Genomic DNA, 24,452 nt, shown 5'->3' with positions numbered 1-24,452 from the left:
ACACGTGTTCTCTTGACGGGTTGGGGCGGCCTCGCGGCCGCCCCTTTTTTTGCCCGCCATCCAGCGCTATGTGCGGTGCCGCAGCGCGGCGGTACCTGCCAGGCTGGCAAGTGGCAGCAGCAACCCGTAGGCCACCAGCGGCCACACGGTATCGCCGGGCAGCACCAGGGTAACCAGCGTGCCGATGCCTGCCACGATCAGGCTCTGCACCGCGTAGTACAGAGCCACCGCCGTACCCGACGCATCGGCGAAATCACGCAGCGCGCCGCTTGCGGCCACCGAAACCACCATCACCAGCCCCACCGCGATGCCCCACATGGGCAGCACCACCGCGATGAACGAGGGAGGCCACGCTGCGGCCAACGCCATCAGCAGCACCCCGGCCACCATCACCCACAGGCCGCGCAGGAAGGTACCGCGCACGTTCCAGCGGGCAATGCACACGTGCGCCATCCGCGCCGTGACGATCATCACCAGCGCCACCGTGGCGAAGGCAAGGCTGAACGACAGGGGCGAGTACTGCATGCGCCCGACCAGCAGCCGGGGCGCGACCGAGAAGAACACGAAGAACGTGCCCATGCCCGCACTGAAGCCCAGCGTGTAGACCCAGAACGCGCCGCTGCCGAGGATGCGTCGTACCGCCGGTCGCGACGCGTCATGGCACCGCGGGCGGGTTTCCTGCCAATGCCGTACCGCGCGCATGCCGGCGATCATGCCCAGTGCGCCGAGCAGAACGAAGATCGCGCGCCAGCCAACCGCGCCTGCCAGCAGTGCGCCGAGGATCGGTCCCAGTGCCGGCACGAAGGCCAGCATCGAGGCGAACAGCCCATACAGCGACGCACCTTCGGGTGTATCGGCATACACGTCACGGACCGTGGCAAAGGTCGCCACCAATGCCGCCGACGCCCCCACCGCCTGTACGGTCCGCCAGGCCAGGAATGCTGCGCCGCTGCTGGACATGGCCAGCGCAAACGACGAAAGCGCGAACAGCAACGCCCCCAGCAACAGGACCGGCCGCCGCCCGATGCGGTCGGACAACGGGCCGAACAGCAACTGGCCCAGGCCGAGCACCAGCAGGTAGATGCTCAACGTCAGCTGCACCAGCGTCGGTGATGTCTGCAGTGCCCGCGGCATCACCGGCACCACAGGAAGATAGATATCCATGGCCAGCGAGGCCAGGAGGTCGAACGGCGCCATCAGCACAATGGCCGATGGCAGCGGGTGGGCCCAACGCGGGGCCTGTCGATTGAACATGGGGAGTCTCCGCTCAGAGTGAATCCGGCGGTGATCCATCCACTTCGCGTGCATCGCAGGGATGATCACCGCAACAACGTCTGCATCGTTGTTGCGGCTCAGCGAACTGTCTGCGGACCGTTCCCGTTGTTCATGATGTCCATCGAATGCGAATGCAGGTGGCGCAAGTGTAGCAATCGTCCACCTGCCGCGCGGCGCTCAGGCCAGGGGCAACATGTCGATGCGCCGGCACGGCGTCTCCTTCACCTGCTCGATCAGCCGTCGCACCACAGGCGAGGTCTCCGCCCGCCGGTACTGCACAGCGATGGTCGAGACGATGGTGGGGCCGGCCAGTGGCAGATAGATCATTCCGGGCAGCACCAGCGTGCGTTGCAGTACCGATGGCACGATCGCCACCGAACCAACGCCGACCGACACCTCGGCCAACACCGCCGCCAGATGCCCGGGCTGGGAACGGATACGTGGAATGAACCCGCCGCGGCGCCCGACTTCCATTGCGCCCACCGGCTGCTCCGGCATGACGAAGCTTTCCCGGGCCAATGACGCCGGCTGTACCGGCGCGCGGGCCTGCGCCAGCGGATGGGTTTCCGGCAGGGCCACGCAGAACTGGTCTTCGACCAGGGTGTGTTCGCCGAAACTGTCGGGTACATCCATCGGAGGCCGGCAGAACACCACATCCACCCGGCCTTCCTGCAGCAGCTGCGGGAGCTCGCCCATCGGCCATTCGCTCACCTGCAGTTCCACGCCCGGGTAGCGGCTGCGGAACCGGCTGAGCTGATCCTGCAACGCACCGGCATACAGCGCCGAGCCGACGTAGCCGATCTCGATCTTGCCGATCTCACCCCGCCCGGCGCGCCGACCCAGGGTTTCGGCCTGTTCGAACCGGCGCAGCACATCGCGGGCTTCCGCCAGGAACACCTCGCCTGCGGAGGTCAGCAGCACTTCGCGCCGGCCGCGGTCGAACAGGCGCGTGCCGAGGCGACGCTCGATGTCCTGGATCTGCACGCTCAGCGTGGGAGTGGCGATCCCCAGCCGCAGGGCCGCGCGACCGAAGTGCAGTTCCTCGGCCAAGGCGACGAAGTACTCCAGGTGACGGCGTTCCATGGGCGGCATTTCGTTAGGTTCAAGCTAACGTAACCAGAAAACACCGAGAATGAAACAAACACCGATCATTGCTGGAATGGCGGTCCTCCCTTCCTGCGAGTGACCGGTGCCGCCCTCCCCTCCCTCTTCGCCTGCACGGCACACGCAGCCTGACGCGATCCTGCTGGTGGCCTCGCTGGGCTGCACGATGACCGTGCTGGAGACCAATGCCGTCGCGGTCGCACTGCCCAGCATCGCGCGTGACCTGCACGCCGGATTCGCCGATATCGAGTGGGTGATCAGTGCCTACATCCTGTCCTTCACCTCACTGCTGCTGCCCGCCGGTGTTGTCGCCGACCGCTACGGCCGCCGCCGGGTGCTGCTGATCGGCATCAGCCTGTTCGCCCTCACTTCTCTGCTCTGTGCACTGGCGCCCGGTGCCACCCTGCTCTACCTCGCGCGGGCACTGCAGGGCATCGGTGCTGCTTTCCTGCTGGCGCCCTCGCTGTCGATCATCGGCCACACCTACCACCAGGGGGCCGCCAAAGACACCGCATGGGCGTTCTGGGGCACAGCCATGGGCGTGATGATGGTGCTCTCGCCACTGATCGGCGGCCTGTTGTCCGCGCTCTGGGGCTGGCGCGCGGTGTTCATTGCGATCCTGCCGTTCCTGGGCCTGCTCGGCTACGGCACGCTGCGCTGGATACCCGAGTCGTCCGACAGCGCGGTCCGCCCGCTCGACCCGCCCGGCATCATCACCTTCAGCGTTGCCATCTTCGGCATCGTGTTCTTCCTGGTCGAAGGACTGGCAAAAGGATGGTCATCGGCGCCGGCGCTGAGCGGGCTGGGCCTGGCCATCATCATGGCCGCCGCCTTCGTCATCGTTGAGCGGGCACGGTCACATCCCATGGTCGATCTCGGGCTGCTGGCCAGTCCACGTTTCGTCGGCGCACTCATTGCCATGGTCGGCTATTCGGTCAGCGCACAGGTGATGGCGTCGATGCTGCCGCAGTACCTGCAGAACGGCATCGGCCTGGGCGTACTGGCTGCGGGTGCCGGCATGCTCCCGTTCGCTGCGGCGATGCTGCTGTTTCCCAGCGTGGGCCGCCGGCTCGGTCGCCATCTGAACAGTCCGGCGGTGCTGGCGATCGGGCTGTCGATCACTGCCGCGGGCAATGCCGTGGCCGGACTGGCCGCGTGGCAGCATCTGCCCTGGCTGGCATTCGTCGCAATGGTGGTGATCGGTGCCGGCGGCGGCATCCTCAATGGCGAGACATCCAAAGCCATCATCGGCGCGGCACCGCGCGAGCGGGCCGGCATGGCCTCCGGCATCAGCGCGACCACGCGCTTTGTCGGCATCCTGCTCGGATTCACCGTGCTGTCCAGCGCCTTGAGCCTGGGCATCCGCAACGCACTGTCGGCTGTGGGTCCCGCGCGCGATGTACTGTCGATGGCCGATGCGATCGCTACCGGCACCTTCACCGGTGCGCGCAACATGGCCTTCGCACAGGCGATCTACAGCCACGGATTTGCCAGTGCACTGTGGACGTCGGCCATTGCCGCGCTGCTGGCCAGCCTTGCGGTGTTGCTGCTGGGCCGTAGTCCCGCACAGCGATGACGCTGGAGCGCGGATTACGAAGTTGGCCGGGGCAGCCACGCTGCCCCGACCGTGGCGGCCCCGGGGAGAAGGCCGCCGATGATCGTCAGGCCGCCTTCATGGCGTGCTTGCGCGCCCGCATCACGTTGTGGCATTCCTGCACTTCAGGCAGCAGCTGGGTGACTTCCTGGCGCACGGCCGGCGGCAGTTCGTTGTCCTTCAGCACGTCCTTGAACGCGCCAAGCAGCCGGTCTTCGGACTCTTCCAGCTCGGCCACGTAACCATAGTTGGTGTCGCCGAATGCAGCGCGCACCTTGCCGTAGAACTGCTGCATCGACCCGACCATGGTGCCGTGCTCGGCGGGCTTGCCGCCGCTGGCGGCGACCGAACTGCTCAACGCGGCGACGATGCGGCCCTTGACGCCGGCAATGCGGGTGAACAGGGCCGACAGTTCGGCATCCTTCACCTTGGTCGCAGCTTCTTCGTAGAACGACTTTCCGTCCCGGGCAATCTCGATCAGGTCGTTGAGGCGATGTTCGATGGTGGACTGGGTGCTCATGGAATCGCTCCTGTGTGCTCGATGGTCTATGGAGAATGACAGCGCGAGTGCGTTGCCTTCGGGATCACTGTGGAGGTTTGAATGTGCCGGTTGGGTGAGTACGAATTGATGCATGCATCACCACCCTCAACGCGTCCTGACTCCTTCATCCCATCGCATTTCCGCGTTCACGGCATCTGAGCAGAACGCCCACGATTCACCAGGGCGCGATGACGATGATCAGCGCCACCAGCAGTGCGATGGCAAGCACCAGCAACAGCACATGCCACTGCTTCCACGTGGGTTTTGGTTTACCGGGGGTATTCATCGGATGTCTCCTGGAGTCTGTCATCGGCCCGCAGCCAGACTGAAGCAGGGCACCCCCGGTGCGCGTCGCGGTTTCGTGCATGGCTTGTGCATGAACGCTGTATCCAGCGCGCGACGATAACGCGTCCATAACGTAATCGAGTTGTAAACGGAATGTTAGGTTCCTTCCGATTCCGCACAGCGGAGTTTCAGATCGGTTTCCACGCAGCTATGCGGAAACCCATTCAACTGGATTTGGAGAGAGCCAAATGCATTACAAGTACACCCTGCTTTCCCTGGCAGTGGGCACGGCCCTGGCCGCCGCCTGGTCACCGGCCGCGCATGCGCAGGATGACGGCGACAAGACGCCGAAGAACCTCGATCGCATCCAGGTTACCGGCTCTGCCATCCGCAGCGTGGATATCGAAACGCAGCAGCCGATCATCGCCATCACCCGCACGATGATCGAGCAGCAGGGCTTCACCACGATCGCCGACCTGCTGCAGAACCTGACGTCCACGGGTGCGCCGGCGATCTCCCGCGCACGCGCATTGTCGTCCGGTGAAAATGTCGGCGGTTACTACGTCGACATCCGTAATCTGGGCGCCACGCGCACGCTGGTGCTGGTCAATGGCAAGCGCCTCGGTGCGACCACCAGCGGCCTGCAGGATCTCAGCCAGATTCCGATGAGCGCGGTGGAACGCATCGATGTCCTGAAGGACGGCGCCTCCTCGCTGTACGGTTCGGATGCGATCGCTGGCGTGGTCAACATCATCACCCGCAAGAACTACGAAGGGCTGGAAGTGTCCATGCAGCACGGGCAGTTCAGCCAGGGCGATGGCAAGGACAGCACGTTCTCGCTGGTGACCGGCGCCCGTGGAGAACGTGGCGGATACACCCTCGCACTGGAATACCAGAAGTCGGATCCGGTATTTGCCCGCGACCGCGAGTTCTCCCGGTACGGCGGCGCCGGCCCCAGTTACCCGGGCGCGGACTGGAGCAACATCAGCCAGAACGGTTCGTGGTGCGACCCGGCGCTCTACAAGTGCAACACCGGTGACGCGGTGTTCAAGACGCTCAACCGTGGCGGCGACCCGAAGAATCCGAACGACTACCACCCGATCACGCCGGCCGAGTTCGCCAACGGCAACGACCAGATGCACCTGCAGACCGGCATCGAGCGTCGCTCGCTGTTCCTCAGCACGGACTACGCGCTGAGCGGCCAGATCAAGTTCGCCGCCGACATCGGCTACAACGAGCGCACCACCGACCAGCAGATCGCGGGCTACCCGTACCAGTCGACCAAGTTCGGCACGCCCCTGGACGCAGCCAGCGTATTCAATCCGCTCGACCACGGCATCGCGTTCAATCGCCGCCTGTGGGAAGTGCCGCGCACGACCGAAAGCAAGCTGAAGTCGCTGCGCATTGCACCAAGCCTGTCCGGCTACTTCGAACTGGGCGCCAAGGCGTACGACTGGGAAGTCGGTGCGCTGTTCAACCGCAATGAAGTCACAAAAACAGGCCGTGGCGACATGAGCCTGATCGCTTCCCGGCAGGCATTGGGGCCCTCCTACCTCGATGCCAACGGTGTGGCCCGGTGTGGCACGGCGGCATCGCCGGTCACGGGCTGCCTGGCCTGGAATCCTTTGCTGCCATACGGTGTCGCGGGGGCTGGCTCTCTCTCCGATCCCGAACTGCAGCGCTTCTTGTTCCCGACGTTCAACGATACCGGCATCACCAAGACCCGCAGCTATTTCGCCAATATCTCCGGGCCAGTGATCGAACTGCCTGCCGGTGACCTGTCCGTCGCTCTGGGTTACCAATACCGCAAGGAAGAAGGCCGCTTCGTGCCCGACGCCTTTGCCCAGTCGCGCCAGAGCACGGCGCTGGGCGCGTCCACCACCTCGGGTGAGTACAGCCTCAATGAGTTCTTCGCCGAAGTGAACGTGCCGGTGCTGCGTGACCTGCCGTTCGCCAAGGAACTGACCGTGAACCTGGCCACGCGCTATTCCGACTACAGCAATTTCGGCAATACCACCAATTCCAAGGCCAGCTTCGCCTGGCGCCCGATCGAGGAATTGATGATCCGCGGCACCTTCGCCGAAGGCTTCCGCGCACCGAGCATCTCCGACCTGTATGGTGGAATGGGGACCAGCTTCGAAACCTATGTCGATCCCTGCGGCACCGGCGCCACCAACAGCGTCAACGGCAACGCTGCCTGCAACGCTGCCGGCGTCCCGCTGGGCTACCAGCAGCTGAACCAGAGCCTGAAACCCTGTGCCAGCTATCCGTGTGCCACGCCCGACGAATTCACCACCGGCTCCAACGCGAAGCTGCGACCGGAAGAGTCCAAGAGCAAGACCGTGGGCGTGGTCTGGAGCCCGCGCTGGGTCGATGGCCTGGACATCAACCTCGACTGGTATAGCTACAAGATCACCAACATGATCATCGAGGACAGCGTCGACCGCATCCTGCGTGACTGCTACGTGCTGGGCAATTCCTCGCGCTGTGGCAGCATCAAGCGCGCTGGCGATGGCCACATCACCAGCATGTTCTACGGCCTGGCCAACCTGGGCTCGATGGAAACCGAAGGCTGGGACCTGGGCATCCACTACCGCCTGCCCGAGTTCTCGTTCGGCCGCTTCACCATCGACGTGCAGAACAGCTATGTCTCCAAGTACGACGAGGAGAACCAGAACTCGGCCGGCGACACCATCATGATGGGCCGGATCGGCCGGCCGGGCATCTTCCGCCTGCGCTCGAACCTGGGTGTGAACTGGCAGCTTGGCAACTTCAGCACGCAGTACACAGTGCGCTACTACTCCGGCATGGCCGAAAGCTGCGTGCCGAACCGTCCGTGCTCGCTGCCCGATCGCTACGCCTACGGAGAACCGGATGCCCTGCGCAAGGTGGGCTCCAATGCCTTCCATGACATCCAGGTCAGCTACAAGCTGCCGTGGGACGGTACCGTGGCGCTGGGTTCGAACAACGTGTTCAACCACCAGGGCCCGATCATGTTCTCCAAGCCGTCCAGCTCCTTCCCCTACTACGGCGGCTTCGATATCGGCCGCACCGTGTACGTGAAGTACTCCCAGCGCTTCTGACGGGCATGTCCGTGCTCGTGGCCGGCGGAAGGGGAGTCCGCCGGCCACGATGCACACCACCTCCACCCAATCTCCATCGTTTTTCGACGGAATCTCCAAGGTTCCCGGCAACACTTGATGTCATGACGGCTAAGGAGCAGGACCGCATGGATCGCCACGCGCCCCGACGCTGCACACCCGTCTCCAGGTTCACCACTGAGTGTGGCGATGTGGCCGGGTTCCGACCCTCCGGACGCGCCGCCGCAAGGGAAGTACGAGATGACGACGGCAGTTCGCACCGGCCTGACCGACCTGGTCGCTGACGCGCAGCGGTACCTGCGCAGGATTCTCCCCGGGCTGGCCTCGGCAGTGCATCCACTTGCTTCATTGCACGCCATTCCCCACGCAATGGCATCGCGCTACCACCTCGCCGGACTGATGCTGTACGGGGAAACCCCCGCCATGCTCGCCGTGGCCCGCGAGCCCGGCGAATCCAGCACACGTGTGATCCAGGATGTACGCTGCCTGCGCTCTGCTGCGAATGCACTGGTGCTGTACGTCTCGCCCTATCTCACGCCGACCCAGCGCCGCTTCCTGGTCGAGAACCACATCGACTTCGTCGTCCCGCACACCCAGTTGTTCGCGCCCAGCCTGGCCATTGAGTTCCGCGACGACCCTGATCATGAGAAGAAGGCCATCTCGCTGCTGCCTTCGGCGCAGGCCGTGCTGATCCACGTGCTGCTGAGCGGCCAGTCGCGCTGGTGGTCGCCGCGCGAGATCAGTGCTGCCGCCGGCTACACCTCGATGACGGCGTCGCGCCTGTCTGCCGAACTGGTTGGTCGCGGCCTGGTTGAACGCTCCACCGGTGGCCGCGAGCGCTTCCTGAAGCTGGCCGGCAACCGCGACGAGGTCTGGGCCAGGGCGCAGCCGTTCCTGCGTTCCCCCATCCTGAAGGAAGTGGATGTCTGCTGGGGCCCGACCGCCGAGGCGCTCCGCGATGCCGGGCACCCGGCGCCGACGGCGGGCCTCGATGCGCTTGCTGACACGTCACCGCCCGCGATCGGCGGCACCCGCGCGCTGCACATCGATGCGTGGCGGTTGCTGGGTGCACTTCCCATGCCCGGCCCGGACTGCGTCCAGAGCGCACGGCTGCAGATCTGGGCCTATCCGCCGGCATTCACCAGCATCGGCGATGTGGTTGACCCGCTTTCGCTGTATCTCAGCCTGCAGGGCAAACGCGGCCATGATGCAGACGCGCTGGAACAGCGGGTGGAACAGGCGCTGAGCGGGAACACATACCCCGCATGACCGAAGCCCTAGGCGGGCTGCTCGCTCGGCACCGCAGCAGCGCGCCTGGCGCTGTACTCGGCGAATACCACGCCGGACACCGCCAGCAGGCCACCGCCCAGTACCCAGCCACTGAGCGATTCGCCCAGCAGCAGCACGGCCAGCGCGGCGGTCACGATCGGCACCAGGTTGAAGAAGCCAGAGACGCGCGCAGCGCCCAGGCGTGAAAGTCCGGTCATCCAGGTCAGCGGCGCCAGGATCGAGGCACAGACCGCCGCGAAGCCGATGCAACCAACGGCGGTCAGATTGCTCACCCCGGTACCGACCAGCAACTGCAGTGGCAGCAGGATCAGCGAGGCCGCCGTGGCCTGCAGGAACAGCGACTCCAGCACCGACAGCGGAATCTTCCAGCGCTGCATCAGCACGTTGTAGGCGGCGAAGGCCAATGCGCCGATCAGCATGATCGCGTCTCCGCGGTTCAGGCCCTGCGCCGCCAACCGTGCCAGGTCGCCCTGCGATACCACCGCCACCACGCCGGCGGTGGAGATCACCGCGCCAAGAATGGAAGTACCACGCACCGGATGGCCCATGAACACGCGTGACAGCGCCAGCGCGATCAACGGAATCAGCGCCTGGATCACCCCCATGTTGGTGGCCGAGGTGAAGTGCGCCGCATGGTAGGCCAGGCACTGGTACATCACCCCACCCAGGCAGCCCAGCACCAGGAAGCGCCCGAGGTTGGCGCGCACGGTCGGCAGATTGCCGCGCAGCCGCGGCAGCGCGAATGGCAGCAGGACCACCGCCGCGACCAGCCAGCGGAAGAAGCCGATATCGATGGGACCGACCGAGCCCGAAGCAAGCTTGGTCACGATGGTGTTCGCGCCCCACAGCAGGCAGGCGAAGATCGGGAAGAGATAGTTCACGCGTGCAGGTGTACGTGGGGGAATGGCCAGCGTACGCTTGGCGTATATTGAGGACATCCCGAAAATGCGCCACCCCGACCCCGGCTTGCGGCAATCGATGGAGCCGATCCCCACCTTCCGCCAGCTGCCCGGCCCGATCTACTTCCGGCAGGGCGCGATGGAGCCCACGGACTGGGGCACGCACAGCCATCCGTGGGGTCAGTTCAACTTCGTCGCGCAGGGGGTGATGGAGATGAAGATCGACGGCGAGTGGATGGTGTCGCCGCCGCACTACGCGATCTGGATTCCAGCAGGAATGGCGCACTATTCACGCAACCGCTCGCAGCTGGCCTACCGCTCGGCCTATCTGTCGGCGGCGCTTTCACGCCGGCTGCCCACGCGTTGCAGTGCGCTGGAAGTCAGCCCGCTGCTGCGCGAACTGCTGCATGAACTGGCACGACAGGGCGTGACCGATCCGCAGACACCGGTCCAGCGGCGCATGGCCGCCGTGGTGATCGACCAGATCGTCAATGCCGCTGTGCTGCCCAGTTTCCTGCCGATCGCCAGCAGCGATACCTTGAAGCAGGTGATGGCGTACATGGAGAAACACCTGTCGGCGACCGAATCGGTTGCCGAGATCGCGCGGCGGCACCACATGAGCGTGCGCAAGCTGGAGCGCCTGGCACGCAGCGAACTGGGCATGTCGCTGGGCGACTGGCGTGGGCGGGTGAAGTTCGTGCGCGCCACCGAGGCGCTGTGTACACGCCGGCCGATCAGCCGGATCGCCGAAGAGCTGGGCTATTCCGGCGTCAGCGCCTTCGCCGAGATGTTCAAGCGGCACGCGCAGTGCACGCCGGATCAGTACAGGAAGCTGCATCGGGCGGGGTGAGCGCGGCCTAGAGAGCGACCAGCAGGTCCACAAGCAGCCCCGGCAGGAACAAGGCGGCCAGAACGCTGGCCAACAGGATCAGCAGGACCTTCGCCGTCAAGGGGCGACGGCGCGGATTGCTGAAGTACAGGTGCAGATCGCGCAGTTCATCTTCCAGCTCCTTCCGCACGCCTGCGCTCTGTGCAACGGGTTCGAGCAGCTGTCGCTCAAGCGCCTTCAGGCGCTTCATCAGTTCACGCGGCGGTGTAGCCCGCAGGATCAGCTGATTGAGCTCCTGGAGCCGGTGCGCCTGCGGCATCAGCGCTGCCACGAGATCATCCGGCGGAAGCCGTGAGACCCGTCGCTGGGCATCCGCATCCATCTCAGCCTGCAGCACATCGCGTTGCCGCTGCAGTTCGGCCAGGGAGGTGCGGCGCTGCCACATGAGGAGGCACAGGATTGATGGGTGGCGGGCAGTGTATCGCCCGGCGCCCCGGGAAGGTTGTCGATTTCCCGCCCCATCGTTCGTCGGAGAAGGAAAGGCGGGTCTTTCAGCCTGCAGGAGTGCCCCGATGTGCCCGATCCTCACCGCCTTCGCCACCTCTCCCGACCGCGGCCAGGGCCTGGCCCGTGACATGCGCGTACGCTGGGCGCTGGAGGAACTGGCCGTGCCCTATGACGTGCAGCTGCTCAGCTTTGCCGAGCTGAAGCAGCCCGTCCACCTGGCGCGCAACCCCTTCGGGCAGATCCCCACCTGGCAGGACGGCGACCAGGTCCTGTTCGAATCCGGCGCAATCGTCCTGCACCTGGCCGAACAGCATGCCGGCCTGCTCCCCGCTGATCCGGACGCACGCATGCGCGCGATCATGTGGGTTTTCGCTGCGTTGAACACGGTGGAACCGCCCATCGTCGAACGCTCGATGGCCTGGGTGCTGGAACGCGAACTACCTTGGTATTCACAGCGGCTGGTGATGCTGGACGAGCGCGTGCGGATGCGTCTCTCGCAGCTGTCTGCGTGGCTGGGCACGGCGGCGTGGCTGGATGGCGACTTCAGCGTGGGCGACCTGATGATGGTCTCGGTGCTGCTGCGCCTGAAGAGCAGCGGCCTCCTCGACGAATACCCGAAGGTGGCTGCCTATGTGGGCCGTGCAACGCAACGCCCCGCCTACCAGCGTGCGTTTGCCGCGCAGCTGCAGGTATTCCTGCAAAGCACAGACGCGCCATCACCAAAGGATGACTGAGACAGCCTCCTTCGGCATTCGAAGGTCCCCGGCCGCGCGGGAAACCGGAAGGCAGCCGTGTGGTGTATACACGGGCTTCACTGCCTGTGGGCTCCGATCGCGGGGGTCGGACACCCTCAAGGACTTCACTGTGAGCACTTCCTCGCACTCGCTCGCTTTCCTGCTTGCGCGCATCCTGCTGATGGCACTGTTCCTGGTCTCCGGCCTGGGCAAGCTTGGCGACCTCAGTGGTACCCAGGGCTACATGGAAGCAATGGGAGTGCCCGGCATCCTGCTGTGGCCGACCATCGCCTTCGAGATCGGCAGCGGCCTGTGCATCCTGCTCGGCTTCCAGACCCGGCTGGTATCGATCGTCCTGGTGGGCTTCAGCCTGGTCACCGCCTTCATCTTCCACCACAACTTCGGCGACCAGACCCAGCAGATCATGTTCCTGAAGAATCTGGGCCTGGCCGGTGGCTTCCTGTTGCTGGCCTGCACTGGAGCCGGGCGCTACAGCATCGACGGCCGGGGACGCGGCGCATAGGTACCGGCCAGCAGGCTCGCCACGCTAGCGACGGAGCTCCGCCTCCGGCGCCAGCGTGTGGACCACCTTGCCCTGCGCATCGAGGAACTCGATCGCCCCGTAGCCCTCCGGCGTGACGGTCAACCGCAGTCGCGGCCGATCCGCCTTGTCATTCAGTGCAATGGCCGGCGTTCCATCGGCGCCGACCACCAGGCCGATGCGGGTCGGCGCCTGCACACCGGGAATCAACGCATTCCCGAGCGCGGGTTCGCGTATCAGCTTCGGTGCCTGGTTGATCGAGAAGCTCACTTGGCCATCGGGAGACACCCGCCATCCGATCGCATCCATCGCCGGATGATCCAGCGCCAGCACCGCCATGCCGCCGTCGACATCAGCGGTGCCGAAACCACCGCGCTCGCTGCCCTTGTCGTCGTACAGCACCATGCCGGCCACGTTGAAGGCGCGCTTGTACTGGATGCCATCGATGATCGGCGCCGGCGTCTTCCCGGACAGCGTCATGCGGATCACGCCCTGGTCATCGACGATATCGATGCGACGCGCGGTGATGCGCTCGTTGTCGGGCGTCCCGATCCGCGTCTGCGGAGCCTTGTCCACGATCAGGCGCTGCAGGGTTTCCACCGAAGGCCGCTTGGGCGCTCCGGCATCTTCGGCCGCACGCGCCGGAATGCTGTGGAATGCAATCAGCAGGACCAGCGCGCAGGCAGGGCGCATCATGCGGCCTCCAGAGCGGCGTGCACCGGGCGCCGGCAGGCCGCCTGCACCAGCATCAGCTGTGCCACCAGGATCAGCATCGCGCAGCCGGACAGCAGCCATGGGTCGATGTACCACTGGGCATTGAAGCTGAATTCGCCGGCGGAGATTCGCTTCCAGCCGTTGAAGTGCTGCATCGCCGCGACCACGAACGCGAAACCACCCATCGCGTTCGAAAGCCACGGCACGACGATGCCACCCGGCCGTGCAGACATCATCAGTAGACCCAGCACGCCGATGACGGTGCGCTGCACGCGGCAGTAAGGGCAGACATAGGCCAGCCCACTCCATTCCACCGACCAGGCCAACAGGCTGATCAGCACCGCTGCCGCCCCCGCGACGTACAGGACCCTCGGCGCGATCGCCGTGCTGCCGTTATGTGCCATGCTGTGGCTCTCTGCGGTAAGGACCCGCGCAGGGTAGCGCGGTTGGCCCTCGTACGGTTCAGCGCAGCGGATCGGCGGCCACACCCTCGCGGGTGATCTTCACCGGCAGGATGTTCCCCTGCGCATCGAATTCCAGGCGTTCTATGGCGGTCTGCCGATGGTCGCGCGTGGTGTCACCCAGCGGCCGGCGATGGTAGACGATGTACCAGCGGTCGCTATTTGGCACCTTGATCACCGAGTTGTGGCCGGCACTGGTGGCGATGGCCTCGTCCTGCTGCAGCACCTTGCCGATGCGCTTGAAGGGCCCGGTGGGTGTATCGGCGATGGCGTAGGCCACCGAGTAATCCGGGCCACCCCAACCGCCTTCGGACCACATGAAGTAGTAGCGGCCTCCGCGCCTGAACATCAGCGGGCCCTCCACGTATTCCGGCGCCGGGGTGATCTCCTTGAACAGCAAACCATCGGTCAGCGGCAGCACGCCGGTGAAATCATCCTTCAGGCGCACGATGTTGGCGCGCTTCCAACCGCCGTAGATCATGTACCAGGCGCCATCGTCATCCTTGAAGACGAACTGGTCGATGGGCTGCGCACCATTATGGAAAGCGCCGACCAGCGGCTTGCCCAGCAGGTCTTTGTAGGGCCCTTCCGGGCGGTCGGCCACCGCCACGCCGATGCCACCCAGCTCGCTATCGGTCTTGATGTCGTTGGCGGCGAAGAAGAAGTAGTACTTGCCGTTGTTTTCCACGACGGACGGCGCCCACATCGCGCGCTTCGCCCAGGGCACGTTCCTGGCGTTCAGGACGTCGGCATGCTTTGTCCAATGCACCAGATCAGGCGACGAGAAGGCATCGAACGTAATCTGCGCATCGTAGTCCGCCGAGGTGGTCGGGAATATCCAGTAGCGATCTGCAAATACCGTCGCTTCGGGGTCGGCATACCACCCCTGCAGGATCGGATTACCCGAGGTGGCCGGCGGCGCGGCCTGCGCGCCCGTTGCCAGTGCCGCTGCCGTGCAGGCGGCCATCATCCACTTGCCCAACGCCATGCCGTGCGCTCCCCTTCTGGATGGATGGGAGCATATTAGATCGATTCAGATGCGGATTGCGAAGGCAGCCTCACCCCATGGGCGGGAAGGGGACGAAGGCCTCAGGCTTTCTTGATGACGGTGCGCTTGCCGATGCTGCTGGTCTTGCCCGCTGTCGGCCTGGCCAGGCCAGGAATCAGGAAATCGGTGACCTTGTGGCCCATCGATACCTTGGCGGCCAGCCAGCGCGGCATGCGGCCACGGCCGGTCCAGGTCAGGCGCTTGTATTCCGGATCGCGGTATTTGGCCGCGACCTTGCCGGTTTTACGGCGGGCGGACTTGCGCGCAGGTGCGGCGGTTTCTGCGGCTTCATCGCCGAAGAGTTCTTCGATGGTGTAACCAGCTTCGGCGGCAGCGGTCTTCAGCAGGCGGCGCACGGCCGCGGCCGGGCGGCGGGTGGTGATGAGCGCTTTGCGCTGTTCGGCCGCAGCCACCAGTGCGCCCAGCTCCCGAAGGCTGAGCGATTCGATATCGATAGTCATGCGGGGAAAGGTCTACTGCGGCGGGCTGGGTGTCAAGTTTGGTTTATAGGTGCAGCACTTGCCGACGGCCACCCTCTGCAGCCTGCCGGCATGAGATCGGGATAATTTGATTAGTTTCATTCTCGGCCATCCCACGGAATGACAGAATGTCATGAATCCGATCCCCCTAAATGATGATGCGTCAAGGATTAGCCGGATTCAGGAACGTCTCGATTCATGGCGATACCACAAGGAAAGAAGGATGATCTCCGGAACGCTTACTCAAGAGCATCATCTCCACGCACTTCGCCTGCACCGGCGGAAGACGGTAAAGGTGCTGGTAGGGGTCCTGCTGGCATGTGCGGTGATCGGCGTTGTCGCTCTTGCCACGGACCATCACTTCTCTGGCCTTATCCTGGTCTGCGGCGGCGTCGGTGGCGCGATCAGTGCGTTCGCCCAGTCCAGGCTGACCCTGCCCCGTCAGGTGGCCAAGATCCACCGTCAACAGGCGAGTCTGCACGCCCACTACACCTATAGCTGGGACGAAGAGTGGCTCAGCGTTGCGTCCGAGCATGTGCAGGCCAAACGGCGGTGGTCGGATTACGCCAAGGTGGGGGAGAACGAGGAAGTGCTGCTCCTCTACCACTCGGACGTCATGTTCGAGGTTCTCCCGAAAGCATGGTTCAACGGCCAGGCGCAGATGGATGAATTCCGGAGATTGGCCTCGCGCGCGGCGGGCTGAGCGTATCTACCGAACGTTTGAAACATTGCAGCTCTCCAATGAACACGTCACAGTTCGTTGCGTATAACGGAGACAGCGCATGCAAGGGAAGACTCATCACCTCAGGATGGCAGCGACAGGAATCACATTGCTACTGGCCGCCTGTACCTCCGTCGGCGACATGCGACGCACTGGACACGTCGCGACATTCTCGTCCGATCAGAATCCCTTGGCTGCGGCCACTTGCGTACGCGATGCGTGGGGAGAGGTGAGCATTGGGGGATCGCACTGGCAGTACGTCATTGAGCCCCGTTCCGATGGCTACTCCGTGTCCACTTCCAACGGCGGCGTCCCGGCAGAGTTTGTTGAGATCACCCCTCAGGCTGGAGGAGGAAGCGAGATCAAGTTCTACAGCAAGTTCCTGAAGCGCCGGCAGGCACGCTACATCGAGGCCGCCACGCAATGCGGTGCCCGCACGAAGTAGATCGAGCCCGGCGAACATCCCCGATTTCATGAGTCCTGATGGAAAGCCATCTCGCCATGACCAGCGCTCACTCACTTTCTTCGTGGATGCCACTGAACATCAATAGACGCAATAACTGCTCCAAATCCAGCATCAATAACCCTTGCTAGATGCTCTTGGACTCCGCCGGAGATCAGTGTGGTGGGCCCATCAGGATTCGAACCTGAAACCAAGGGATTATGAGTCCCCTGCTCTAACCGTTGAGCTATAGGCCCTGCGCAGCGCCACAGTGTAGTGGACCGCCCCCCCGCCCGGCTACTCAGGCATCACTGCCAACGCATTGGCCACCTGCTCCAGCCGCACCTCCGCAATCTCCGCGAAGTGCTGCATCTGGCGTAGATGCGCCTGAAAGAGCGCGACGGTTCTTCGCGCCCCTTCCAGCCCCGACTGCTTACTGCCACCAAACCCATCAACCAGTTCCGAGCCAGAAAGCGTCAGCAGCGCATCGTGCGCCGGGCGAACCCAAGTCGATCCTCGCGCTCATCCTGCAGTACCTCATCCCGGTCCAGCAGCGGCGTGAAATCGTCTCGCGGGGAATCGGGCGCGTCGTTCTCTACATCGTTCATGGCGTAGCTCCAGATACAGGACTAACCAGAGCAGCAGTGCGTACATGGCGCCTACGACCTGCTGCGCGTCTGCATCGGTGCCGGTGATGTCCGGCCCGCCCACGTGATGTGTTGAGCATCTGCCCGGCCAGACTGCGGCCGCCATTGAGTGAATTCAAATGGCATATGCGACAGGCGGCAGTTCCCCGGGGCATTGCCCGGTTCTACCGAGTGGTGAATTATGGGACGAATAGTGTTACGTAATTCCGGCACTCACCGCGTCCCAATCGCCGACGGCATTCCGCAAATCATTGTTTGGAGATGAATTCCACGCGACCTTGGAGGCTCGGTCGCCGGAATAGTGTTACGTAATCAATACGAATCCCGTTACGAATCCGCCGGCCACGCCCCACCGCCACCAAAGAAAAACCCCGCCGAAGCGGGGGTTCTTCTTGACAGAACCACTTGCCGAGCATGGGCTCGGCACTACCTGGAAATCAATCGATATCCAGGAAGCTGCGCAGCTGCTCCGAGCGGCTCGGGTGACGCAGCTTGCGCAGGGCCTTCGCTTCGATCTGGCGGATGCGCTCGCGGGTCACGTCGAACTGCTTGCCGACTTCCTCAAGGGTGTGGTCGGTGTTCATGTCGATGCCGAAGCGCATGCGCAGCACCTTGGCTTCCCTCGGGGTGAGGCCGGCCAGCACGTCGCGCACGGTTTCAGACAAGTTGATGTTGGTGGTGTTCTCGATCGGGGACTCCACGTTGGTGTCCTCGATGAAGTCGCCCAGATGGGAATCCTCGTCGTCGCCGATCGGGGTTTCCATCGAGATCGGCTCCTTGGCGATCTTCATCACCTTGCGGATCTTGTCTTCCGGCATGTCCATTTCCTTGGCCAGCTCCTCCGGCGTAGCCTCGCGGCCGTACTGCTGGAGCATCTGGCGGGAAATGCGGTTCAACTTGTTGATCGTCTCGATCATGTGCACCGGAATACGGATGGTGCGCGCCTGGTCGGCAATCGAGCGGGTGATCGCCTGGCGGATCCACCAGGTGGCGTAGGTCGAGAACTTGTAACCGCGGCGGTACTCGAACTTGTCCACGGCCTTCATCAGGCCGATGTTGCCTTCCTGGATCAGGTCCAGGAACTGCAGGCCGCGGTTGGTGTACTTCTTGGCGATCGAGATCACCAGGCGCAGGTTGGCCTCGACCATTTCCTTCTTGGCCTTGCGCGCCTTGGCTTCACCGTAGGCCATGGCACGGCTGATTTCCTTCAGCTCTTCCAGGTCCAGCTGGGTCAGCTTCTCGATGTCGATCGTCGCCTGCTGTTCGGCGATGATCTGGTCCTTCACTTCGCGCAGGGCCGACGACCACTTCTGCTTGCGCTTCAGTGCGTCTTCCACCCACTCCAGGTTGGTCTGGTTGCCTTCCCAGGAACGGATGAAGTCCTTGCGCGGCATGCGTGCAGTGACGGTGGCCAGGTTCAGCACGCGGCGCTCATGGGCCTTGATCGACGCCATGGTGTCGCGCAGCTGCTTGGTCAGCACATCGGTCAGCGGCAGCGGCAGCTTCAGGGTGACGAACACCGCCGACATTTCTTCGCGCAGGCGCGGCAGGTTCTTCTTGTCGCCCTTGGTCGCGGCCTTCTTGAAAGCGTTGAAGGCATCGCTCAGCGCCTGCATGCGCGCGGCGACTTCCTCCGGATCCGGACCGGTCGGTGCGGCTTCTTCATCGCCACCGTCGACATCGTCGTCCTCGTCCTCGTCGCCTTCGGCGTCGGCATCGGCGCTGTCATCGGCAGCGGCCGCCGGCGGTGCCGGCTCTTCATCGGTCAGATCGTTGAAGCCGACGATCACTTCGGCCAGGCGCTTCTTGCCTTCCTTGTGGGCTTCGTAGTCGGTCAGCAGCGACTCGACCGAGACCGGGAACTGGCCCAGGGCCGCCTGGACCTGCGAAAGGCCTTCCTCGATGCGCTTGGCGATGGCGATTTCGCCTTCGCGGGTCAGCAGCTCGACGGTGCCCATTTCGCGCATGTACATGCGCACCGGGTCGGTGGTACGGCCACCTTCGGTGTCGAGCGCGCTCAGTGCGGCGGCGGCTTCTTCGGCCGCGGTGTCATCGACTTCGCGGTTACCGGTGTTGCCGTCGTTGAGAAGCAGGGTTTCCACATCCGGCGCAACTTCATGGACATCGATGCCCATGCCGTTGATCATGCCGATGATGTCTTCGATCTGTTCCGGGTCGACCATGTCGTCCGGCAGATGGTCATTGACTTCGGCGTAGGTCAGGTAGCCCTGTTCCAGGCCCTTGCTGATCAGTTGCTTGATTTCGGATTGGGCAGGACGTTCGTTGGCCATGTAGTGCTCGCGCCACCGGCTAGGGAGAAATAGGGAACGTAGCATTATACCAGCCCGGGGCCCGGCCTGCCGGGCGGTGGTCCCGGCGGCCTAGGGCCTGAGAAGGAAGGTCACGGGACCGTCATTGACCAGGCTGACGACCATATGGGCACCAAATCGGCCCGTTTCCACCCCTGGCGCGTGATTTTCACGACAGATCTCGACAAATCGATTGAACCCGCGTTCAGCCTCGGCCGGCGGCGCGGCGCTGGTGAAGCTGGGCCGCATGCCCGACCGGGTGTCGGCGGCCAGGGTGAACTGGCTGACCAGCAGCAGGCCGCCGCCGGTGTCGCGCAGCGAACGGTTCATCTTCCCGGCCTCGTCGGCGAACACCCGGTAGCCCAGCAGGCGCTCGGCCATTCGCTGCAGCTGGGCCTCGCTGTCGCCCGGCTCCATGCCGACCAGCGCCAGCAGGCCCGGACCGATCTGGCCAACCGCTTCGCCCTCGACGTGGACGGCGGCCTGGCTGACGCGCTGGATCAGGACGAGCATGCGGGGGCTTCCAATGAACACGGCCGGCCACGATAGCAGCGCCCTTGGCTAAACTGGCGCCGATGAATCCGCAACGCAAAGCCCGGCTGGTCTACCGCGCCACCACCCTGTTCGCCCGCCTGCCCTGGCCGCTGCTGCGGGGAGTCGCCCGTGCCCTGTCTTGGACCTGGATCAGTCTCAACGCCCGTGAGAGCCGCGTCACCCGGCGCAACCTGGAGCTGGCCTACCCGGACCTGGAGGGCGCCGCGCGCGACCGCCTGCACCGGGAGCTGCTGCGCTCCACCGCCCTGCAGGCCATCGAAACCCTGCGACTGTGGAGCCAGGCGCCGGCCGACAACCTGCGCCTGCACCTGAAGCAGCGCCACGGCGAGGCCCTGTACGACGCGGCGCTGGCCAGCGGCAAGGGCGTAATCGTGGCGGCGCCGCACTTCGGCAACTGGGAGCTGCTGAACCAGTGGCTGGCCTCGCGCGGGCAGATCGCCATCGTCTACAAGCCACCGGAGGACGAGGCCAGCGATGCCTTCCTGCAGCTGGTGCGGGGCGGCCAGAACGTACAGCAGGTGCGTGCCGAAGGCCCGGCCGTGCGCCAGCTGTTCAAGGTGCTCAAGGACGGCGGTGCCACCGGCATCCTGCCCGACCAGCAGCCCAAGGCCGGCGATGGGGTGTTCGTGCCGTTCTTCGGCGTGCAGGCGCTGACCATGACCCTGGTCAACCGGCTGGCCGAGCGTACCGGCGCCACCGTGCTGTATGGCTGGTGCGAGCGCATCGGGCCGGACATGGAGTTCGCCCTGCACATCGAACCGACCGACCCCGCCGTGGCCGACCCGGACCCGCAGGTGGCCGCTACCGCGCTCAATGCAGGCATCGAGCGCATCGCCCGCCGCGACCCTGCGCAGTACCAGTGGACCTACAAGCGCTATACGCTGCGACCATCGGGCAGTGGCGAGGAAGACCCCTACGCGACCGAGGAACACCCGCACTGACGGCCGCTCCACTCAGGCCACCGGCCCCTGCGACCGGCGGCCGCACCACGTTGAATACGACGCCGGCGCCCCCATAGAGACTGCGATGTCCGCCTCCCCCGGTCCTGCCATGCCTGCTGCTTCTTCCCTGTTCGGCGATCCGGCCGCGATCCGCTGCGAGCGCGCGGTTTCCGAACTGCGTGCCGGTCGCCCGGTGCTGCTCCACGATGGCCAGGGCCAGCGCCTGGCGGTGATCGCGCTGGACAGCGCCACGGCCAGCAGCTTCGCTGCCTTCGCCAATGCCGCCCACGAGCGGCATTACCTGTTCCTGACCGCCACCCGCGCCCGCGTGCTTGGCGTGGAGGCCCCGCAAGGTGCGCGCCTGCCGCTGGCCGGTGTTGCCTTCGACGCCCTGCCCTCGCTGGGCTATCTGCGCGAACCGGGCCCGATGCCGGACGGCTGGAGTGCCGGTGACGCCTTCGATGCAGGCGCCGTGGAACTGGCCCGCCTTGGCCTGTTGCTGCCGGCCATGGTGGCGGTGCGCCTGGACGCCGAAGACCGCACCTTCGATGGCGCTTCCGAGGTGGCGCTGTGCGACCTCGCCGAAGGCGCAGCACATGCGGCCCACGACTACGAACTGGTGGCGCGTTCACCGGTGCCGTTGCGCGACGTCGGCATGACCACGTTCGCGGTGTTCCGCGGCGGCGTCGCCCAGCGTGACCAGGTCGCGATCGTCGTCGGCGAACCCGACCTGTCGGCGGTGGTGCCGGTGCGCGTGCACTCCTCGTGCCTGACCGGTGACCTGTTCGGCTCGCTCAAGTGCGACTGCGGCGACCAGCTGCGGCGCGGCCTGCGCAAGCTGAAGGAACTGGGGGGCGGCGTGCTGCTGTACCTGGACCAGGAAGGCCGTGGCACCGGCATCGCGGCCAAGATGCGCGCCTACGGCTACCAGCACGACGGCCTGGACACCATCGACGCCGACGCACAGCTGGGCTTCGGTGCCGACGAGCGCCGCTACGGCAGCGCGGTGGCCATGCTGCGTGGCCTGGGCATTTCGCGCGTGGCCCTGCTCAGCAACAACCCGACCAAGGCGCAGCGCCTGCGCAATGCCGGCATCGAAGTGCTGGACTGCATTCCGGTCACCGGCGAAATCACCGCCGAGAACGAACACTACCTGCGCACCAAGGCCGATCGTGCCGGCCACCTGCTGGATGTGGACGCGCTGATCCAGGCTGCCCAGTAACGCAGCCGACCTGCTACCGTCTGCGCGGTGCGGCCACGGCCGCCACCGCCCGCCCTGCCACCTGACGGAGCCCGCGTGACCGACGTTCCCCTTACTGCTCCGCCCACCGATGCCTGGCAGTCGCTGCCGCGCCGCGCCTCGCGGCTGGCCGCACTGGAAGGTGCCTTCGGTGGCCTGTTTGTGCCAGGCCTGCCGCTGGCCGCTGCATGGTGGTTCTTCGATCTGCCCGGTGGCGTGTGGGTCGCAGCCCTTGGGCTGCTGGTGGGGGCTGCATGTGGTGCGTGGCTCGGCCACCGCCGCCTGGTCCGCACCCGTTGGCGGCTGGACGCACAGGGCCTGGGCCTGCGGCGAGACCTGATGTGGCAGCTGGAAACGCGCATTCCCCTGTCGCGCGTGCAGCACCTGGACCTGCGCCGCGGGCCACTGGAACGCCGCGCCGGTCTGGCCACGCTGATCGTGCACACCGCCGGCACCCGCATGAGCGCGGTGACCGTGAGCGGCCTGGACGAGGCGGATGCCGAGCGCCTGCGCGACACCCTGTCCCATCAGCTCGACCAGGACGCCGACGCCCTGTGAGCCTGCCACCACCTCTGCCTGCAGCGCTGCCCGCCGGTGGCGAGGACCACCGCCTGCATCCGTGGTCATGGTTGTTCGTACTGTTGATGCAGCTGCGCCATTACTTCCTGCCGCTGGTCGCGCTGCTGGTGTTCGGCCAGCGGGGTGACCACGACCCGATGTGGGCGCAGCTGATTCCGCTGACGGCGATTGCCGCACTGGTACTGGTGTCGGTGCTGCAGTACCTCAGCTACCGCTACCGCATCGGCAGCGATGCGATTACCGTGCGCAGCGGTCTGCTGGCGCGCAACCGGCGCGAGATTCCGTTTGCGCGCATCCACAACGTGGAGGTCCGGCAGAACCCGCTGCACCGCCTGTTCGGTGTGGCCGAGCTGCGCCTGGAATCGGCCGGCGGCGTGCGTCCAGAAGCCGAAATGCGGGTGCTGAAGCTGGACCAGGCGCTGGCGCTGGAACGACTGGTGCGCCAGCGCGGGCAGGCGCCGCAGGCCGCCGACGTTGTCGCCGCCGCCTCGATCACCGAGGCCGACACCGAACAGGTACTGCTGCGCCTGTCGAGCTGGGACGTGGTGCGCATGGGGCTGCTCTCCAACCGTGGCTGGGCGCTGGCGATCGCCGCGTTCGGTGTCCTGTTCCAGACCGTCCCGCGGCCGGTGATGGACGATGCCCTCCAGCGCGGTGGACGCGAGGCCTTCGGCTACGCCAGCCACCTGCACCCCGGCGTGGCCGGCGCGTTCCTGCTGCTGGCTGCGGCTCTGTTGCTGGGCTGGCTGGCGCTGCGCGTGTTGTCGGTGGTGCTGACCCTGCTGCGCTACCACGGCTTCACCCTCAGCGAGCAGGATCGCCGCCTGACCGTTTCGGCTGGCCTGCTCAGCCGCACCCGCAGCAGCGTGGCGCGCCGGCGCATCCAGGCCTGGACGCTGCGCGAAGGTACGTTGCAGCGCTGGTTCGGACTGCGCCAGCTGCGCATCGACAGCGCCGCCGGTGGCCCTGCGCGCGATGAGGACCGCGCCCTGCGCGAACTGGCACCGCTGGCGTCAAGTACGCGTTGCGAGCAGCTGGTGCAGCACCTGCTGCCACAGTTGCAGTGGCCACCCGCGCAGTGGCAGTCCATTCCGCAGCGCGGCTGGTGGCGGCTGTGCCTGGGCGCGCTGCTGCTGGTGCCGCTGCTGGCTGCGGCCGCGTACTGGCGCTGGGGCCCATGGGGCCTGCTGGTGCTTGCGTGGCTGCCGGTGGCGCTGCTGGTCGCGCACCGGCAGATGGCGCGCATGGGCTGGTCCCTGGACGAGCACTATGTGGCGGTGCGCGGCGGCTGGTGGAAGCGCTGGTGGCGCTGGGCCGAGCTGGACAAGGTGCAGGGCCTGCGCCTGCAGCGCTCGCCGCTGGACAGGCTGCTGGGCACCAGCAGCCTGCAGCTGGATACCGCCGGCGCGCATGGCGATGTGGCGCTGACCCTGCACCATCTGCCGCAGGCACAGGCGCAACAGGTGATGGAGCAGCTGGCCGCAGCACTCGCGCGGCGCAAGCTGCGCTGGTGACGGCGGGGCCGGATCCCGGCCGCGCATCCACGCATGGCGTGGATCTACTGTAGCGGGGGGGGGGGGGGGGGGGGGGGGGGGGGGGGGGGGGGGGGGGGGGGG

Annotated in this window: 24 protein-coding genes and 1 tRNA gene; 12 read left to right on the top strand and 13 right to left on the bottom strand. The window is 65.5% G+C overall.

Annotated elements, in window-relative coordinates:
- Positions 1-66 precede the first annotated feature (66 nt).
- A complete protein-coding gene (gene cml / locus ACTJJM_RS16325) occupies positions 67-1,254 on the bottom strand; it encodes a CmlA/FloR family chloramphenicol efflux MFS transporter (RefSeq protein ID WP_227199700.1) in 1,188 nt (395 codons plus the stop codon).
- Between the two features lie 198 nt (positions 1,255-1,452).
- Positions 1,453-2,358 (bottom strand): LysR family transcriptional regulator, encoded by a 906-nt coding sequence (locus ACTJJM_RS16320; protein ID WP_227199699.1) that lies wholly within the window; start codon positions 2,356-2,358, stop codon positions 1,453-1,455.
- A 106-nt stretch (positions 2,359-2,464) separates the two neighbouring features.
- On the opposite strand from ACTJJM_RS16320, the gene ACTJJM_RS16315 reads away from it, so the two are divergent.
- Complete coding sequence (locus ACTJJM_RS16315) at positions 2,465-3,955, top strand: MFS transporter (RefSeq protein ID WP_440865815.1); 1,491 nt, start codon at positions 2,465-2,467, stop codon at positions 3,953-3,955.
- 85 nt (positions 3,956-4,040) lie between these two features.
- Here the strand turns inward: ACTJJM_RS16315 and ACTJJM_RS16310 are convergent, their stop codons facing one another.
- A complete protein-coding gene (locus tag ACTJJM_RS16310) occupies positions 4,041-4,493 on the bottom strand; it encodes a PA2169 family four-helix-bundle protein (RefSeq protein WP_010481259.1) in 453 nt (150 codons plus the stop codon).
- Positions 4,494-5,047: 554 nt separating this feature from the next.
- Between ACTJJM_RS16310 and ACTJJM_RS16305 the strand changes: the two genes are divergently transcribed.
- Both ACTJJM_RS16305 and ACTJJM_RS16300 read left to right on the top strand, forming a co-directional pair.
- A complete protein-coding gene (locus ACTJJM_RS16305) occupies positions 5,048-7,882 on the top strand; it encodes a TonB-dependent receptor domain-containing protein (protein WP_440865814.1) in 2,835 nt (944 codons plus the stop codon).
- 258 nt (positions 7,883-8,140) lie between these two features.
- On the top strand, positions 8,141-9,169 hold the full coding sequence (locus tag ACTJJM_RS16300; protein WP_049453022.1) for a hypothetical protein: 1,029 nt from the start codon (positions 8,141-8,143) through the stop codon (positions 9,167-9,169).
- Between the two features lie 8 nt (positions 9,170-9,177).
- On the opposite strand, the gene ACTJJM_RS16295 is transcribed toward ACTJJM_RS16300, so the two are convergent.
- On the bottom strand, positions 9,178-10,128 hold the full coding sequence (locus ACTJJM_RS16295; protein ID WP_193390868.1) for a DMT family transporter: 951 nt from the start codon (positions 10,126-10,128) through the stop codon (positions 9,178-9,180).
- A 7-nt stretch (positions 10,129-10,135) separates the two neighbouring features.
- Here ACTJJM_RS16295 and ACTJJM_RS16290 point away from each other — a divergent pair, with 7 nt between their 5' ends.
- On the top strand, positions 10,136-10,939 hold the full coding sequence (locus ACTJJM_RS16290; RefSeq protein WP_125437646.1) for an AraC family transcriptional regulator: 804 nt from the start codon (positions 10,136-10,138) through the stop codon (positions 10,937-10,939).
- A gap of 7 nt (positions 10,940-10,946) precedes the next feature.
- On the opposite strand, the gene ACTJJM_RS16285 is transcribed toward ACTJJM_RS16290, so the two are convergent.
- Positions 10,947-11,363 (bottom strand): hypothetical protein, encoded by a 417-nt coding sequence (locus tag ACTJJM_RS16285; protein ID WP_440865813.1) that lies wholly within the window; start codon positions 11,361-11,363, stop codon positions 10,947-10,949.
- A 127-nt stretch (positions 11,364-11,490) separates the two neighbouring features.
- Between ACTJJM_RS16285 and ACTJJM_RS16280 the strand changes: the two genes are divergently transcribed.
- Both ACTJJM_RS16280 and ACTJJM_RS16275 read left to right on the top strand, forming a co-directional pair.
- Positions 11,491-12,159 (top strand): glutathione S-transferase family protein, encoded by a 669-nt coding sequence (locus tag ACTJJM_RS16280; protein ID WP_071305906.1) that lies wholly within the window; start codon positions 11,491-11,493, stop codon positions 12,157-12,159.
- Positions 12,160-12,289: 130 nt separating this feature from the next.
- Positions 12,290-12,682, top strand: coding sequence for a DoxX family protein (locus ACTJJM_RS16275; RefSeq protein ID WP_019336340.1), 393 nt, complete (start codon positions 12,290-12,292; stop codon positions 12,680-12,682).
- 24 nt (positions 12,683-12,706) lie between these two features.
- On the opposite strand, the gene ACTJJM_RS16270 is transcribed toward ACTJJM_RS16275, so the two are convergent.
- From ACTJJM_RS16270 to ACTJJM_RS16255, 4 genes are all read right to left on the bottom strand, one after another.
- On the bottom strand, positions 12,707-13,393 hold the full coding sequence (locus ACTJJM_RS16270; protein ID WP_019336339.1) for a hypothetical protein: 687 nt from the start codon (positions 13,391-13,393) through the stop codon (positions 12,707-12,709).
- On the bottom strand, positions 13,393-13,818 hold the full coding sequence (locus tag ACTJJM_RS16265) for a hypothetical protein (RefSeq protein ID WP_010481243.1): 426 nt from the start codon (positions 13,816-13,818) through the stop codon (positions 13,393-13,395). Before ACTJJM_RS16265 ends, ACTJJM_RS16270 begins: the two co-directional genes overlap by 1 nt.
- 58 nt (positions 13,819-13,876) lie before the next feature.
- On the bottom strand, positions 13,877-14,863 hold the full coding sequence (locus ACTJJM_RS16260) for a glycoside hydrolase family 43 protein (RefSeq protein ID WP_227199694.1): 987 nt from the start codon (positions 14,861-14,863) through the stop codon (positions 13,877-13,879).
- Positions 14,864-14,964: 101 nt separating this feature from the next.
- The gene (locus tag ACTJJM_RS16255; RefSeq protein WP_049452909.1) at positions 14,965-15,384 is read right to left on the bottom strand and encodes an H-NS histone family protein; all 420 of its coding nucleotides are present in this window, start codon (positions 15,382-15,384) and stop codon (positions 14,965-14,967) included.
- 151 nt (positions 15,385-15,535) lie between these two features.
- Here ACTJJM_RS16255 and ACTJJM_RS16250 point away from each other — a divergent pair, with 151 nt between their 5' ends.
- Entirely contained in the window at positions 15,536-16,105 is a 570-nt protein-coding gene (locus tag ACTJJM_RS16250; protein WP_227199693.1) for a YcxB family protein, read from the top strand.
- Positions 16,106-16,184: 79 nt separating this feature from the next.
- The gene (locus ACTJJM_RS16245) at positions 16,185-16,568 is read left to right on the top strand and encodes a hypothetical protein (protein ID WP_049452913.1); all 384 of its coding nucleotides are present in this window, start codon (positions 16,185-16,187) and stop codon (positions 16,566-16,568) included.
- Positions 16,569-16,746: 178 nt separating this feature from the next.
- Here ACTJJM_RS16245 and ACTJJM_RS16240 read toward each other — a convergent pair.
- From ACTJJM_RS16240 to dtd, 4 genes are all read right to left on the bottom strand, one after another.
- A tRNA-Ile gene (locus ACTJJM_RS16240) sits at positions 16,747-16,822 on the bottom strand.
- A gap of 219 nt (positions 16,823-17,041) precedes the next feature.
- Positions 17,042-17,173, bottom strand: a complete 132-nt coding sequence (locus tag ACTJJM_RS16235) for a hypothetical protein (RefSeq protein WP_019338915.1) — start codon at positions 17,171-17,173, stop codon at positions 17,042-17,044.
- A gap of 476 nt (positions 17,174-17,649) precedes the next feature.
- On the bottom strand, positions 17,650-19,503 hold the full coding sequence (gene rpoD, locus ACTJJM_RS16230) for an RNA polymerase sigma factor RpoD (protein ID WP_010481200.1): 1,854 nt from the start codon (positions 19,501-19,503) through the stop codon (positions 17,650-17,652).
- A 90-nt stretch (positions 19,504-19,593) separates the two neighbouring features.
- Positions 19,594-20,034 (bottom strand): D-aminoacyl-tRNA deacylase, encoded by a 441-nt coding sequence (gene dtd, locus ACTJJM_RS16225; protein WP_049436896.1) that lies wholly within the window; start codon positions 20,032-20,034, stop codon positions 19,594-19,596.
- A gap of 62 nt (positions 20,035-20,096) precedes the next feature.
- Between dtd and ACTJJM_RS16220 the strand changes: the two genes are divergently transcribed.
- From ACTJJM_RS16220 to ACTJJM_RS16205, 4 genes are all read left to right on the top strand, one after another.
- Positions 20,097-21,017: a lauroyl acyltransferase gene (locus ACTJJM_RS16220; RefSeq protein ID WP_010481197.1), complete on the top strand. Its 921-nt coding sequence runs from the start codon at positions 20,097-20,099 to the stop codon at positions 21,015-21,017.
- Between the two features lie 85 nt (positions 21,018-21,102).
- Entirely contained in the window at positions 21,103-22,239 is a 1,137-nt protein-coding gene (ribA, locus tag ACTJJM_RS16215) for a GTP cyclohydrolase II RibA (protein ID WP_125437638.1), read from the top strand.
- Positions 22,240-22,314: 75 nt separating this feature from the next.
- Positions 22,315-22,815 (top strand): PH domain-containing protein, encoded by a 501-nt coding sequence (locus tag ACTJJM_RS16210; protein WP_043397520.1) that lies wholly within the window; start codon positions 22,315-22,317, stop codon positions 22,813-22,815.
- Positions 22,812-24,350 carry a PH domain-containing protein gene (locus tag ACTJJM_RS16205; RefSeq protein ID WP_440865812.1) on the top strand — a complete coding sequence of 513 codons (1,539 nt, stop codon included), beginning with the start codon at positions 22,812-22,814 and terminating at the stop codon, positions 24,348-24,350. The genes ACTJJM_RS16210 and ACTJJM_RS16205 overlap by 4 nt, the downstream gene beginning before the upstream one ends.
- Positions 24,351-24,452 lie beyond the last annotated feature (102 nt).

Source organism: Stenotrophomonas sp. 22692 (genome assembly GCF_052045015.1).
GTDB lineage: Bacteria > Pseudomonadota > Gammaproteobacteria > Xanthomonadales > Xanthomonadaceae > Stenotrophomonas > Stenotrophomonas geniculata.
This window is presented reverse-complemented; position numbering and strand designations above follow the sequence as displayed.

Coding starts and splice junctions, on each gene's coding strand:
- ACTJJM_RS16305 (WP_440865814.1), top strand. CDS start 5,048: ATGCATTACAAGTACACCCTGCTTTCCCTGGCAGTGGGCACGGCCCTG.
- ACTJJM_RS16270 (WP_019336339.1), bottom strand. CDS start 13,393: ATGCGCCCTGCCTGCGCGCTGGTCCTGCTGATTGCATTCCACAGCATT.
- cml (WP_227199700.1), bottom strand. CDS start 1,254: ATGTTCAATCGACAGGCCCCGCGTTGGGCCCACCCGCTGCCATCGGCC.
- rpoD (WP_010481200.1), bottom strand. CDS start 19,503: ATGGCCAACGAACGTCCTGCCCAATCCGAAATCAAGCAACTGATCAGC.
- ACTJJM_RS16265 (WP_010481243.1), bottom strand. CDS start 13,818: ATGGCACATAACGGCAGCACGGCGATCGCGCCGAGGGTCCTGTACGTC.
- ACTJJM_RS16245 (WP_049452913.1), top strand. CDS start 16,185: ATGCAAGGGAAGACTCATCACCTCAGGATGGCAGCGACAGGAATCACA.
- ACTJJM_RS16310 (WP_010481259.1), bottom strand. CDS start 4,493: ATGAGCACCCAGTCCACCATCGAACATCGCCTCAACGACCTGATCGAG.
- ACTJJM_RS16300 (WP_049453022.1), top strand. CDS start 8,141: ATGACGACGGCAGTTCGCACCGGCCTGACCGACCTGGTCGCTGACGCG.
- ACTJJM_RS16235 (WP_019338915.1), bottom strand. CDS start 17,173: ATGAACGATGTAGAGAACGACGCGCCCGATTCCCCGCGAGACGATTTC.
- ACTJJM_RS16250 (WP_227199693.1), top strand. CDS start 15,536: ATGAATCCGATCCCCCTAAATGATGATGCGTCAAGGATTAGCCGGATT.
- ACTJJM_RS16285 (WP_440865813.1), bottom strand. CDS start 11,363: ATGTGGCAGCGCCGCACCTCCCTGGCCGAACTGCAGCGGCAACGCGAT.
- ribA (WP_125437638.1), top strand. CDS start 21,103: ATGTCCGCCTCCCCCGGTCCTGCCATGCCTGCTGCTTCTTCCCTGTTC.
- ACTJJM_RS16220 (WP_010481197.1), top strand. CDS start 20,097: ATGAATCCGCAACGCAAAGCCCGGCTGGTCTACCGCGCCACCACCCTG.
- dtd (WP_049436896.1), bottom strand. CDS start 20,034: ATGCTCGTCCTGATCCAGCGCGTCAGCCAGGCCGCCGTCCACGTCGAG.
- ACTJJM_RS16280 (WP_071305906.1), top strand. CDS start 11,491: ATGTGCCCGATCCTCACCGCCTTCGCCACCTCTCCCGACCGCGGCCAG.
- ACTJJM_RS16290 (WP_125437646.1), top strand. CDS start 10,136: ATGCGCCACCCCGACCCCGGCTTGCGGCAATCGATGGAGCCGATCCCC.
- ACTJJM_RS16320 (WP_227199699.1), bottom strand. CDS start 2,358: ATGGAACGCCGTCACCTGGAGTACTTCGTCGCCTTGGCCGAGGAACTG.
- ACTJJM_RS16255 (WP_049452909.1), bottom strand. CDS start 15,384: ATGACTATCGATATCGAATCGCTCAGCCTTCGGGAGCTGGGCGCACTG.
- ACTJJM_RS16260 (WP_227199694.1), bottom strand. CDS start 14,863: ATGGCGTTGGGCAAGTGGATGATGGCCGCCTGCACGGCAGCGGCACTG.
- ACTJJM_RS16295 (WP_193390868.1), bottom strand. CDS start 10,128: ATGTCCTCAATATACGCCAAGCGTACGCTGGCCATTCCCCCACGTACA.